This is a genomic window from Aliiroseovarius sp., from assembly GCF_030148435.1.
GTDB lineage: Bacteria > Pseudomonadota > Alphaproteobacteria > Rhodobacterales > Rhodobacteraceae > JASBTN01.
This window is the reverse complement of record NZ_JASBTN010000001.1, coordinates 141,126-153,698: the sequence shown is the minus strand read 5'-3', so window position 1 is coordinate 153,698 and position 12,573 is coordinate 141,126. Positions and strand designations below refer to the sequence as shown.

The 12,573-nt window shown below is 63.8% G+C and carries 10 protein-coding genes; 6 read left to right on the top strand and 4 right to left on the bottom strand.

What is annotated here, in order from left to right; translation table 11 throughout:
• Positions 1 to 97: 97 nt before the first annotated feature.
• From Q1V43_RS00720 to Q1V43_RS00705, 4 genes are all read right to left on the bottom strand, one after another.
• Positions 98 to 1,891 carry an ABC transporter transmembrane domain-containing protein gene (locus tag Q1V43_RS00720; protein WP_300512896.1) on the bottom strand — a complete coding sequence of 598 codons (1,794 nt, stop codon included), beginning with the start codon at positions 1,889 to 1,891 and terminating at the stop codon, positions 98 to 100.
• A 304-nt stretch (positions 1,892 to 2,195) separates the two neighbouring features.
• Entirely contained in the window at positions 2,196 to 3,497 is a 1,302-nt protein-coding gene (locus tag Q1V43_RS00715) for an FAD-binding oxidoreductase (protein WP_300512894.1), read from the bottom strand.
• Positions 3,498 to 3,500: 3 nt separating this feature from the next.
• Complete coding sequence (locus Q1V43_RS00710; protein WP_300512892.1) at positions 3,501 to 4,901, bottom strand: aspartate aminotransferase family protein; 1,401 nt, start codon at positions 4,899 to 4,901, stop codon at positions 3,501 to 3,503.
• 87 nt (positions 4,902 to 4,988) lie between these two features.
• Positions 4,989 to 5,648, bottom strand: coding sequence for a GntR family transcriptional regulator (locus tag Q1V43_RS00705; protein ID WP_300512890.1), 660 nt, complete (start codon positions 5,646 to 5,648; stop codon positions 4,989 to 4,991).
• A gap of 167 nt (positions 5,649 to 5,815) precedes the next feature.
• Here Q1V43_RS00705 and Q1V43_RS00700 point away from each other — a divergent pair, with 167 nt between their 5' ends.
• The 6 genes from Q1V43_RS00700 (at position 5,816) to Q1V43_RS00675 (ending at position 12,483) form a co-directional block, all read left to right on the top strand.
• Positions 5,816 to 6,901, top strand: a complete 1,086-nt coding sequence (locus Q1V43_RS00700; protein ID WP_300512888.1) for a polyamine ABC transporter substrate-binding protein — start codon at positions 5,816 to 5,818, stop codon at positions 6,899 to 6,901.
• Positions 6,902 to 6,974: 73 nt separating this feature from the next.
• Positions 6,975 to 8,126, top strand: a complete 1,152-nt coding sequence (locus Q1V43_RS00695) for an ABC transporter ATP-binding protein (RefSeq protein ID WP_300512887.1) — start codon at positions 6,975 to 6,977, stop codon at positions 8,124 to 8,126.
• A 1-nt stretch (position 8,127) separates the two neighbouring features.
• Positions 8,128 to 9,018 carry an ABC transporter permease subunit gene (locus Q1V43_RS00690; protein ID WP_300512885.1) on the top strand — a complete coding sequence of 297 codons (891 nt, stop codon included), beginning with the start codon at positions 8,128 to 8,130 and terminating at the stop codon, positions 9,016 to 9,018.
• Positions 9,015 to 9,824, top strand: a complete 810-nt coding sequence (locus tag Q1V43_RS00685; RefSeq protein ID WP_300512883.1) for an ABC transporter permease subunit — start codon at positions 9,015 to 9,017, stop codon at positions 9,822 to 9,824. The genes Q1V43_RS00690 and Q1V43_RS00685 overlap by 4 nt, the downstream gene beginning before the upstream one ends.
• Entirely contained in the window at positions 9,824 to 11,170 is a 1,347-nt protein-coding gene (locus tag Q1V43_RS00680) for a glutamine synthetase family protein (protein WP_300512881.1), read from the top strand. The genes Q1V43_RS00685 and Q1V43_RS00680 overlap by 1 nt, the downstream gene beginning before the upstream one ends.
• Complete coding sequence (locus tag Q1V43_RS00675) at positions 11,167 to 12,483, top strand: FAD-binding oxidoreductase (protein WP_300512879.1); 1,317 nt, start codon at positions 11,167 to 11,169, stop codon at positions 12,481 to 12,483. Before Q1V43_RS00680 ends, Q1V43_RS00675 begins: the two co-directional genes overlap by 4 nt.
• Positions 12,484 to 12,573: the final 90 nt, after the last annotated feature.

The window sequence follows — 12,573 nt, the reverse complement described above, 5'->3', positions numbered from 1 at the left end:
CCCTCCCCTGGCCCGTTGTTTTCGGGCGGTTGTTGGGGTTGGAGTGTGGGGCCTTCGCCCCAGACGCGCAAGTCTGACGTAACGTGGAAACCGGGGCTTACTCGGCGGCAAGTCCTTCGGTGAATTGCAGTTTTGCCAAACGTGCATAGAGCCCGCCCTGCGTCACCAGCTCGTCATGGGTGCCCTGTGCGACGATACGCCCCTCGTCGAAGACGACGATTCGGTCGGCCTTCTTCACCGTGGCCAGGCGGTGGGCTACGATCACGGTGGTGCGGTCCTGGGCCAAGGCGTCAACCGCGTGCTGCACAAGGCGTTCGCTTTCGGCGTCCAGCGCGCTGGTCGCCTCGTCCAGCAACAGCACCGGCGTGTCGCGCAGGATGGCGCGGGCGATGGCGATGCGCTGTTTCTGCCCGCCCGACAGCATCACACCGCGTTCGCCGACGAAAGTGTCATAGCCCTCGGGCAGCTTGGCCAGGAACTCATGCGCGGCGGCGGCCATGGCGGCGGCCTCGACCTCGGCATCCGAAGCCTCGGGGCGACCGAAGCGGATGTTCTCGCGGGCCGAGGTGGCGAAGATCACCGCGTCTTGCGGCACCAGCGCCATGTACTGGCGGAAGTCGTCGCGGCGCATCTCGCTCAGGTCCACCCCGTCCAGGGTCACGCTGCCCTGATCCGGATCATAGAAACGCTGCATCAGTTGAATGATCGTCGACTTGCCGGCGCCGGAAGGGCCGACCAGCGCCACTGTCTCGCCCGGCGCGATCTTGAGGTTGATTTCATGCAGCGCGGGCGCATCGGGACGCGCCGGGTAGTGGAACGTGACGTTGTTGAAGCTGACCCCCCCGGCCGGGCGCGCGGTGATGGATTTCGGCTGGGCCGGGTCCTGCACGTTGTCCTCGGCGTTCAGAAGCTCGACCAGACGTTCCGTGGCCCCTGCTGCACGTTGCAATTCCGACCAGATTTCGGACAGAGCGCCCACGGCACCTGCGACCATCACGGCGTAGATCACGAATTGCACCAGTGCGCCGATCGAGACATTGCCCGCAGTCACATCGCGCATGCCGATCCACAAGACGCCAACCACGCCGGAGAAAATCAGCGCAATGACGATCACCGTCATGACGGAGCGGGTGGTGATGCGCTTGCGCGCTGCGACGAAGCTCTTTTCCGTCACGTCCGAAAACTCGGCGCGCGACAGGTCTTCATGGGTAAAGGCCTGCACCGTCTGCACCGACAGCAGCGCCTCGGACGCATTGCCCGAACTCTTGGCGATCCAGTCCTGGTTCTCGCGGGACAGAACGCGCATGCGGCGGCCCAGGATGATGATCGGCACCACCACGGCGGGCACGATCAACAGAACCATCCCCGTCAGCTTGGCCGAGGTCAGAAACATCAGCACCATGCCGCCCAGGAAGATGAACACGTTGCGCAGGGCAACGGATACCGACGAGCCGATCACCGACAGGATCAGCGTGGTGTCGGTGGTGATGCGGCTCAGCACCTCGCCGGTCATGATGCGCTCGAAGAAGGTGGGCGACATGCCGATGACGCGGTCGAACACGGCCTTGCGGATGTCGGCCACGACCCGTTCGCCCAGGCGCGTCACAAGGTAGTAGCGCAGCCCGGTGCCCACGGCGAGCGCCCCGGCCACGGCCAGGGCAAACAGGAAATACCTGTCCAGCAGTTCGGCGGTCGATTCGCCGAACCCGTCGATTACCCGTCGCACTGCGATTGGCAGGATCAGCGAGATGGCAGAGGTAAAGACCAGCGCCAGAAAGGCGGCAAATATCATCAGGCGATGCGGACGCATGAAGGGCCACAGCCCGCGGAGCGCACCAATGCGTTTCGACTTTTCCCGTTCCTGGGCCTCTTGTGCGTCCCGATTGGCCATGCGCGCGCTCCTTTGATCCCGAGGAGAGATAGCGGCCCCGGGCGGCCGGGACAATAGCAACAGTCAAGTCGGACAGTTTGTCAGACCCCGCCCCTCACGGTGCACGCCACCCGGAATGCGGCTCCCCCTTTCATCTTTCCACAAGGTTCTCCGATGCTCAGCTGTGGTAGACCCTTCAAAAAATATCCCCGCCGAAGGCAAGATACGGAGCGCAGCGACACGCCGGGCACCGGCGTTCCTGCCGCGACCAGGACGAGACCGCCGCAGGCGGTTCGAGGAATGGGCGCAACCCCTCCCCGACGCCTCAGAGCCGGTCGCGCAGGCCGAACCAGACCATTGCCAGCACAAGAAGCGGCCAGCGCAGGGTCGCCCCGCCCGGAAAACGCGGGCTGGGCACTTCTGCCATGACGTCGAACCGCCCCGCCTGCCCCGCCACCGCCTCGGCAGCAAGCTTGCCACCCAGGGTTGCCATTGCAACGCCGTGACCGGAGTATCCCGAAGCGGTCAGGATATTGCCCGAAAGCCGCGCGAAATGCGGCATGCGGTTCAGGGTGATGCCCAGGGTTCCGCCCCAGGCATAGTCGATCTCGACTCCGCGCAGCTGCGGGTAGATCTCCAGCATCGGTTTCGACACCAGCGCCACGATATCCTTTGGGAAACGGTAGCCATAGCTCTCGCCACCGCCGAACAGCATGCGGTTGTCCTCGGACAGGCGGAAATAGTTTATGACGAACTTGCTGTCGGCCACCGCGTGCCCCTCGCGGATCAGGTTTCTCGCGTCATGTTCATCCAGCGGTTCGGTGGCGACGATGAAATTGTTGATGGGCATGACCCGCGCGGCCACCTGCCCCTGGGCATGGCCAAGATATCCGTTGCACGCCCAGAGCACATGGCCCGCCCGGATCGTCGCCTTGTCGGTGGTGATCGTCACCGGGTCGCCCTCGGCCACGCCGTTCACCCGCGAGGTCTCGCAGATCATCACCCCGGCGGCCTCGCAGGCGCGTGCAAGTCCGAAGGCAAAGCGCAGCGGGTGGATATGACCACCGCCCATGTCCAGCGTGCCACCGTGATAGGCAGGGGAGCCACAGAGGTGACGGCATTCCTCCCGGCCCACCGGGCGGATCAGCTCATAGCCATATTCATCGCGCAATTTCCGAGCATAATCATGGCTGTGCGGCACGAAACGCGCGCGGTGATCGGTGTGCAGGATGCCGTCACGCCAGTCGGCCTCGGGTGCGCATTCCGCAACCAGGTCACGCACCAGCTTCACGCTTTCCAGGGACAGATCCCAGAGCTGCCGGGCGCGGTCCTTGCCGACCATATCCTCCAACGCGTCCTGTTCGACCCGCTGGCCGGTGCCCACCTGACCACCATTTCGCCCGGAGGCGCCGAAACCCACGCGGTGGGCCTCCAGAAGCACGACCTTCAACCCGGCCCGCGCCGCATGGAGCGCGGCGGACAGGCCCGTGAACCCGGCACCGATGATGCAGAGGTCCGCCTGCATCTCGCCCTCCGCCGCCGGATAGGGCGCCGGCGACGTGGCCGTCGCGGCATACCAGGAGGGGGGGAACTCCCCCACCCTGTCATTCGCGGTCAGGATATCCATGGGTCACTCCGGCTTGGCGACCAGAAGCCCCGCCTTTTTGACATTCTCATAGGCCTCGTCCAGCGATTTGCGGGCGCGGGCGATGAGATCGTCGATTTCCGCGGGCGTAATGACCAGCGGCGGGGCGATGATCATCCGGTCGCCGACATGGCGCATGATCAGGTTGTTGGCAAAACAGCGCTCGCGGGTCATGAGGCCCACCGTTCCCGCATCCGAGGCAAAGGGCGCGCGGCTGCCTTTTTTCGGCACCAGCGCCAGCGAGGCCATCAACCCGACGATCCTGGTCTCGCCCACCATCGGGTGATCAGCCAGCGAATGCCATTGTTCGGCCAGGTAGGGTGCAGCGACGTTCTTGACGTGATCGACGATGCCCTCTTCCTCCAGGATGCGCAGATTTTCCAGCGCGACGGCACAGGCCACAGGGTGGCCGGAATAGGTATAGCCGTGGTTGAATTCGGTGCCCGCCAGCACGGCGGCGACCTCGTCCGAGACGATCGAGGCACCGATCGGCACGTAGCCGGAACTGAGCCCCTTGGCCACGGTCATGATGTCGGGCCTGATGTCGTAATACTGGCTGCCGAACCATTCGCCAGTGCGCCCGAAACCACAGATCACCTCGTCGGCGATCAGCAGGATGTCATATTTGTCGCAGATGCGCTGGATTTCCGGCCAGTAGCTGTCCGGCGCGACGATCACCCCGCCCGCGCCCTGCACCGGTTCGGCGATGAAGGCCGCGACCTTGTCTTCCCCCAGATCCTTGATCTTCTCTTCAAGCTGGCGCGCGCAGGCGAGGCCGAATTCCTCGGGATCCGAATCGCCACCTTCGGCCCACCAGTTGGGCTGGTCGATGAACTCGATTCCCGGGATCGGCAGGCTGCCCTGGCCGTGCATGCCCTTCATGCCGCCCAGCGAAGTGCCGCCAATGGTCGACCCGTGATAGGCATTCCAGCGCGAGATGATCACCTCTTTCTGCGGCTGGCCCTTCTCGGCCCAATAGGTGCGCACCATGCGGATATTGGTGTCATTCGCATCCGAGCCGCCGTTGGCATAGAACACATTGTTCAGGTCGCCGGGCGCCAGTTCCGCCAGCTTCTGAGCCAGTGCGATCGCAGGCACATGCGTGGTCTGGAAGAAGGTATTGTAATAGGGCAGTTCACGCATCTGCCGCGCCGCCACATCGGCCAGGCTGTCCCGGCCATAACCGATGTTCACGCACCACAGCCCGGCCATGGCATCGAGGATCTTGTTGCCCTCGCTGTCCCGCAGCCAGATCCCGTCAGCACCGGTGATGACCCGTGTGCCCTTCTGGGCCAGTTCACCGCCGGCGGTGAACGGATGCATGTGGTGGGCCGCATCAATCGCCTGAAGCTCGGCGGTGGGCAGATGATTCGTGATCTTGTTCATGGCAGGCACTCCTGTGGGGCCGGTTTTCGAAGCTCCACACAGAATATGATCAAATATTGCACTGTCAACGGGGTGCCTGCATTTTGATCAAACCTTTTCCCCCAGCAGGTGGGCGCGCACCGTGTCGATTCCCTGTTGGATGTCTCCCCGGATCGCTTCTGCCACCACCTCAGGCTGACCGGCGCGCATACCCGCCAGCGCCTCGGCATGTTTGTCAGGAAGATTGGCTGTGCCATAGCGCCCCAGCACCACGCGCAGCCCGGGTCCGCCCCTGAGCCAGAGCATGTTCGCTATCGACAAAAGCACATGCGCCCCCGACAATTCATAGAGCGCTCGGTGAAAGCGATAATTGTGTTCGAGGTAGCCGCGCACATCCCCCTGGTCGATTGCCGCGTTGAGCTGGTCATCGATGGAAACAAGGTGTGAAATATCCTCAGCCCCCATGTTTTCAACAGCCAAACGAGACAGTTCCGGCTCGATCGTCAAGCGGGCGAAGGCGATCTCCTCCCATTCTTCGGCATCCATTTCGGGTACGCTGACCCGGCGGTTTCCCTGGAACACCAGCGCCCCTTCCGAGGTCAGCCGGCGGATCGCCTCGCGCACCGGAGTCATCCCCACGCCCAAGGTTGCGACCAATCCCTGGATGGTCACAGCCTGGCCTGGCGTGAGCTCACCATACAGGATCATTTCGCGCAACTTGCGATAGACCTTTTCGTGATCCGGTAGTTTTGCCGCCCTGTCCTGCACGCTGCTGCCTCCTGTCACAATCTCTTTGCCAATTCCGGTCCGGTGGATAAGCTCGAAATGCAGCCTAACGCGCTGCGGTGAATTTTACCATATTGCCTTACGCGCATTTTTTTGATCAAATGTCACGCAACCCGGGGCGCGACCCCGAACAACAGGGAGCTACTGAAATGAACAAGACTTGGGTGACTATGGGGGTCGCGCTGGCCCTTGGCGCGGGTGCCGCCACCGCCGAAGAAGTGCGTGTCTACAACTGGTCGGACTATATCGACGAGGCACTGCTGGAGAAGTTCGAAGCCGAGACCGGCTTTGACCTGATCTATGATGTTTTCGATTCGAACGAGGTGCTGGAGACCAAGATGCTGGCCGGCGGGTCGGGCTATGATGTCGTGGTGCCGTCGGGCACTTTCCTGCAACGCCAGATCATCGCGGGTGCGTTCCAGAAGCTCGATACGTCCAAACTGAGCAATGCGGGCAACCTCTGGGACGTGATCGAAGCGCGCACCGAAAAATACGACCCGGACAACGCCTATTCGATCAACTACATGTGGGGCACCACCGGGATCGGCGTGAATGTCGGCAAAGTCACCGAAGTCCTAGGCGCGGACGCTCCGGTCGGGTCGCTGGCCCTGGTGTTCGATCCGGCCAACATGGAGAAGCTCGCCGAATGCGGCGTGCATTTCCTGGATGCCCCGGCCGAACTGATCCCGGCCGCCCTGGCCTATCTGGGTGAAGACCCGGACAGCCATGATCCGGACGTGATCGCCAAGGCCGAGCCAGTGCTGGCTGCCGTGCGCCCCTATGTGCAGAAATTCCACAGCTCGGAATACATCAACGCGCTGGCCAATGGCGATATCTGCGTGGCCATCGGCTGGTCCGGTGACATCCTTCAGGCCCGCGATCGTGCCGTGGAAGCCGAGAACGGTGTCGAGATCGCCTACAACGCCCCGTCCGAAGGGGCGCTGATGTGGTTTGACCAGATGGCAATTCCCGCCGACGCACCGAACCCCGAAGGGGCGCATGCCTTCCTGAACTTCATCCTGGATGCGCAGAACATGGCGGACGCATCGAACTACGTCTACTACGCCAACGGCAACAAGGCGTCGCAGCCGCTGCTGGAAGAGGACGTGATCGGGGATCCGGCGATCTACCCGGACGAGGCAACGCTGGAAAACCTCTACACCACCACACCCTACCCGGCGAAGGTCCAGCGGGTCGTGACCCGCATGTGGACCCGCATCAAATCGGGCACCTGAGCCCTTTGCCCCCCCGCAAGCGGGCCTTTCGGGGGGGCTTTCCTATCCCAGACATGCGCGAAGGAAGGTGACGATGGCCGATGCCGCCGCACAACAGGTTTTTGCCCCGTGGAACGCCCCCGAAGCAAAGCCGATCATCCAGTTCAGGAACGTGACCAAGCGCTTCGGCGACTTCACCGCGATCGACGATCTGACGCTTGATATCCACGAGAAGGAATTCTTTTCGTTGCTGGGCCCGTCGGGCTGCGGCAAGACCACGATGATGCGCATGCTTGCCGGGTTCGAAACCCCGACCGAGGGCACGATCCTTCTGGACGGGCAGGACATCGCCCCGGTGCCACCCAACAAGCGCGCGGTGAACATGATGTTCCAGAGCTACGCGCTGTTTCCGCACCTGTCGGTCTGGGACAATATCGCCTTCGGCCTGCGTCGTGAGGGTCTGGACAAGGACAGGATCGGCAATCGGGTCGAGGAAATGCTGCGCCTGGTCCAGCTGGGCAAGTTCGCCCAGCGCAAGCCGCACCAGATCTCGGGCGGGCAACGCCAGCGCGTGGCGCTCGCACGCAGCCTCGCCAAGGCGCCGAAACTGCTGCTGCTGGACGAACCGCTTGGTGCGCTCGACAAGAAGCTGCGCCAGGAAACCCAGTTCGAGCTGATGGACATCCAGGAAACCACCGGCACCACTTTCGTGATCGTGACCCATGACCAGGAAGAGGCGATGACCGTATCCTCCCGCGTGGCCGTCATGGATCACGGCAAGATCGTGCAGGTCGACACGCCGGACCGCATCTATGAAGAGCCCAACTCGGTCTATGTTGCCGACTTCCTGGGCGATGTGAACATCATTCGCGGCAAGGCCAGCAGGAAGGACATGGGGGCCGATACCGACCACGTGCACATCCATTTCGCCGAGGGGCAATCACCGCTCTGGGCCGCCACCAAACGCGATCTGGCCGAAGGCACCGAGGTGGCGCTGGCGATCCGGCCCGAGAAGGTGACGATTACCCGCGACCGCCCCACGGACCGCAACAATGCGATCCGCGGCAAGGTCCATGACATCGCCTACCTGGGCAATATCTCGACCTATCACGTCGAGCTGCCGGGCGGGCAGATCATCAAGGCCCAGACCGCCAACACCCGCCGCGTGGCGCGGCGCAGCTTTACCTGGGAAGACGAAGTCTGGCTGAGCTTTACGGACACGGCCGGCGCCGTGCTGGTGGACTGAGATGCGCCGGTTTGGACTGATCTCCGTCCCCTACCTGTGGCTTCTGGCGCTGTTCCTGGTGCCGTTCCTGATCGTGCTGAAGATCAGCTTGTCGGACATCGAACTGGCGATCCCACCCTATACGCCGACCCTTGACCTGAGCCGCGGCTGGGAGGGCTTTACCGACTGGGCGTCGCAACTGGACCTGGAGAACTTCTGGTTCCTTGCCGAGGATAGCCTCTACTGGAAAGCCTACCTGTCGAGCCTGAAGATCGCGATTGTCTCGACCATCATGACGCTGATCGTGGGCTATCCCATCGCCTATGGCATGACCCGTGCGCCGGATGAATGGCGCCCGACCCTGATGATGCTGGTGATCCTGCCGTTCTGGACCTCCTTCCTGATCCGCGTCTATGCGTGGAAGGCGATCCTCAGCCAGGAGGGGCTGCTCAATCAACTCCTGATGGGCATCGGGGTGATCGGCGAGCCGCTGACCATTCTCAACACCAACACCGCCGTCTATATCGGTATTGTCTACACCTACCTGCCCTTCATGGTTCTGCCGATCTATGCCGCGCTGGAGCGGCTGGACGAAAGCCTTCTGGAGGCAGCCGAAGACCTTGGCTGTTCACGCTTCACCGCCTTCTGGCTGGTCACTTTCCCGATGTCAAAACAGGGCATCATCGCGGGCTCCTTTCTGGTCTTCATCCCGGCGATGGGTGAGTTCGTGATCCCGGCGCTGCTGGGGGGCTCCAAGACGCTGATGATCGGCAAGGTGCTGTGGGAGGAGTTCTTCTCCAACCGCGACTGGCCGGTGGCCAGCGCCGTGGCGGTGATCCTGCTCCTGCTTCTGATCATTCCCATCGTGCTGTTCCAGCGCAACGAGGAAAAACAAAGGGAGGCTGAACGATGAGACGCCTGAGCTGGTTCAACGCGGTCAGCCTGACCCTGGGCTTCGCCTTCCTCTACATCCCGATGCTGATCCTGATCGTCTACTCCTTCAACGGGGGCAAGCTGGTCACTGTCTGGGCCGGGTTCTCGACCAAATGGTATGGAGAGCTGTTCCGCAACGAAGCCTTCCTGGACGCCGCCCTGAACACGCTGAAGGTCGCGCTGCTGTCCTCGACCTTCGCCACAGTGCTGGGCACCATGGCCGCCTACACGATTGTGCGCGGCGGGCGGTTCTTCGGGCGCACACTGTTCTCCGGGATGATCTACGCGCCGCTGGTGATGCCCGAGGTGATCACCGGCCTGTCGCTGCTGCTTCTGTTCATCGCCATCGGTCTGGATCGCTCGATCATCACCATCGTACTGGCGCATACGACTTTTTCGATGTGCTATGTCTCGGTCGTGGTCAGTTCGCGGCTGGTAACATTCGACCGGTCACTGGAGGAGGCTGCGCTGGACCTGGGTTCCACCCCCTTCGAAGCCTTCCGCCTGGTGACGCTGCCGATCATTGCGCCCGCCGTGATCTCCGGCTGGCTGCTGGCCTTTACCCTGTCGCTCGACGACCTGGTCATCGCCTCCTTTACCGCAGGGCCCAGCTCCACCACCCTGCCGATCAAGATCTTCTCGGCGGTGCGCCTGGGGGTCTCGCCCGAGATCAACGCGCTGTCTACCATCCTGATCTCGATCGTCGCGGTTGGCGTAATCACCACCTCGCTCATGTCCAAGCGCGCCATCATGCGGCGCCAGAAGGAAGAACAGGAAGCAATCTGATGTCCAACTTTCTTGAGGAATACGCCGCTTATTGCGCCACCCACGGCCGCCCCGACCGGCTGGAGCTGATGCTGTGCGACCTGAACGCGGTCCTGCGCGGCAAATGGCTGCCCGGCAATGATGAAAAGAAACTGGCAGAGGGCGGCGTGCGCCTGCCCCATTCGACCTATGCGCCCAACATCCTGGGCGAAGAGGTGCCGGAAACCGGACTTGGGATCGTCAAGGGCGACCCGGACGGGCGCATCGTGCCGATTGCGGGAACGTTGAAACCCGTGCCCTGGGCAGAGGGGCACGTGGCCCAGGTCCAGGTGGAAATGCTTGACCCGGACACCGGCGAGCTCAGCCAGCTGTCGCCCCGTGTGCAGCTTGCCAAGGTGGCCAATCGCTTTGCCGACCGGGGCCTCAACCCGGTGCTGGCAACCGAGCTGGAGTTTTACCTGTTCAAACCGCGCGCCGAGCTCGACGCCGCGCCTGAACCACCCGACCGCTCGCCCATGGCGCAGAACTATGACCTGGAGGTACTGGAACGCACCCAGGGTATCCTTGACGCGATCCTCGACGCCGCCGCCACGCAGGGGCTGGCCACGGATACGCTGATTGCCGAATACGGACCGGGCCAGTTCGAGATCAACTTCCACCATACCGATGACGTGATGGAGGCGGCCGATACCGCGCTTCTGTTCCGCCGCCTGGTGCGGGGCGTGGCACGGGCGCACGGGATGGAAGCAACCTTCATGCCCAAACCCTACGCGGGCTTCCCGGGCAACGGGCTGCATGCCCATGTCTCGGTGGTGGATGCCGATGGCACGAACATCTTCGACCACGACGGAGACGGCGTGTCGGACACGCTGAAAGCCGCCGTGGGCGGAGTGCTGAGCACCATGCGCGAGGCACAGGCGCTGTTTGCCCCGCACATGAACTCCTACCGCCGCTTCCAGCCGATGAGCTTTGCCCCCTCTGCCCCCGACTGGGGCTTCGACAACCGCGCCGCCGGTGTACGCCTGCCCGAGGTCAAGGGCCCCGGCGCACGGCTGGAACACCGCATCGCCGGCGCGGATGCCAACCCCTATCTGGCAATTGCCGCGATCCTCGGCGGCATGCTGCACGGGCTCGACACCGAACCCGACCTGCCCCTGCCGCTGGATGACCCGAACTCGGTCCGCGCGCCCCGCCTCACGGCAACCTGGCGCCAGGCGGTCGAGGCTTTCGAGGCCAGCCCTTTCATCGAGGACCTTCTTGGCGCGCGCTACCGCGACATCTATGCGGCCGTACGCCATGACGAGATCGTCAAGCTGGCCAATGAAATCAGCCAGGTGGAATACAGGACCTACCTGGGGCGTCTGTGAAACGCATCTATGAACCCTTTGCTTACGGGCAGGACGCCCGTGCCGAGTGTTTCTGGCGCCTGCCCGACCATGACTGGCCACGGGTCGACGGCGACCTGACCACCGAGGTCGCCGTGATCGGCGCGGGCTATACCGGGCTCTCCGCCGCGCTCCACCTGGCCCGGGCCGGGGCGCAGGTCACGGTGCTTGACAGCGAATATCCCGGCTGGGGCGCCTCCGGCCGAAACGGCGGCTTTTGCTGCGCGGGCGGGGCGAAAACCTCACCCGAAACCATGGCCAAACGCTACGGCGAGGAGGCCACCCGCGCCTACTACGCCACCGAACGGGCCGCTGTGGACCTGGTTGCAGACCTGCTCGACACACACGGCATCGCGGCGGAAACCCACTCCGATGGCGAAGTGCGGCTGGCCCACCTCCCCTCCCGCATGGCGGCCCTCAAGGCAGATGCGGCGGATTGGCAGGCCATGGGGGTCGCCGCCGAGGTGATCCCCGGCGAAGCCCTGGCAGAGCGCGGCATGGCGGGGGCCGAATTTCATGGCGCCATGCACCTGAAACTGGGCTTCGCGCTGAACCCGGCGCTCTATGCCCACGGGCTCGCCATCGCGGCACAGACGGCCGGGGCGGACATCCGCGCCCAGAGCCCGGTGACAGCGATCACCCCGGTTGTGGAAGGCTACCGGCTCGACACGCCACGCGGCCTGGTCACGGCACGAAAACTGATCCTCGCCACCAATGGCTACAGTGCCGAGGACCTGCCCGACTGGCTCTCGGGCCGCTACCTGCCGGTGCAATCGAACATCCTCATCACCCGTCCTCTTTCCAAGAGCGAGCGGGCCGCCCAGGGCTGGACAACCGACCTGATGGCTTATGACACGCGCAAGCTCCTGCATTATTTTCGCCTGCTCCCCGACGGGCGCTTCCTGATCGGCACCCGCGGAAATGTCGCGGCCAGCCTCGACGGCCAGACGGCCATGCGCACAAAGACCCGTACCGACCTCGCCCGGATGTTTCCCGCCTGGACGGATGTCGAAACGCCCCATTTCTGGTCCGGCCTGCTTTGCCTGACCCGCAAGCTCACCCCCTATGCCGGGCCGCTGGGGGACTGGCCGAACGCCTGGGCCGGGCTGGGCTACCACGGCAATGGCGTCGCCATGGGCACCTGGACCGGCGCACGGCTTGCCGATCTGGCACTGGGCCGTGGCAACGCCGGCAAAATCCACAACGCGCCGCTCACCCGTTTTCCACTTGGCCCCGCCCGCCGCCTGCTCCTGCGCGGCGCCTATTGGGGGTACCGGCTCAGGGACCGGCTCTGACCCCTTTCAACTTTCCCCAAATATCCCGGGGAGCGGCAGCGCGCTGCCGCCGGGGCAGAGCCCCGTCCCAGCCTTACCGGTCACGTATCC

What these genes read in the sequence shown, in the direction of transcription:
- Q1V43_RS00690 (WP_300512885.1), top strand. Translation starts at nt 8,128, where the DNA reads ATGCGCCGGTTTGGACTGATCTCCGTCCCCTACCTGTGGCTTCTGGCG.
- Q1V43_RS00685 (WP_300512883.1), top strand. Translation starts at nt 9,015, where the DNA reads ATGAGACGCCTGAGCTGGTTCAACGCGGTCAGCCTGACCCTGGGCTTC.
- Q1V43_RS00700 (WP_300512888.1), top strand. Translation starts at nt 5,816, where the DNA reads ATGAACAAGACTTGGGTGACTATGGGGGTCGCGCTGGCCCTTGGCGCG.
- Q1V43_RS00680 (WP_300512881.1), top strand. Translation starts at nt 9,824, where the DNA reads ATGTCCAACTTTCTTGAGGAATACGCCGCTTATTGCGCCACCCACGGC.
- Q1V43_RS00720 (WP_300512896.1), bottom strand. Translation starts at nt 1,891, where the DNA reads ATGGCCAATCGGGACGCACAAGAGGCCCAGGAACGGGAAAAGTCGAAA.
- Q1V43_RS00715 (WP_300512894.1), bottom strand. Translation starts at nt 3,497, where the DNA reads ATGGATATCCTGACCGCGAATGACAGGGTGGGGGAGTTCCCCCCCTCC.
- Q1V43_RS00710 (WP_300512892.1), bottom strand. Translation starts at nt 4,901, where the DNA reads ATGAACAAGATCACGAATCATCTGCCCACCGCCGAGCTTCAGGCGATT.
- Q1V43_RS00695 (WP_300512887.1), top strand. Translation starts at nt 6,975, where the DNA reads ATGGCCGATGCCGCCGCACAACAGGTTTTTGCCCCGTGGAACGCCCCC.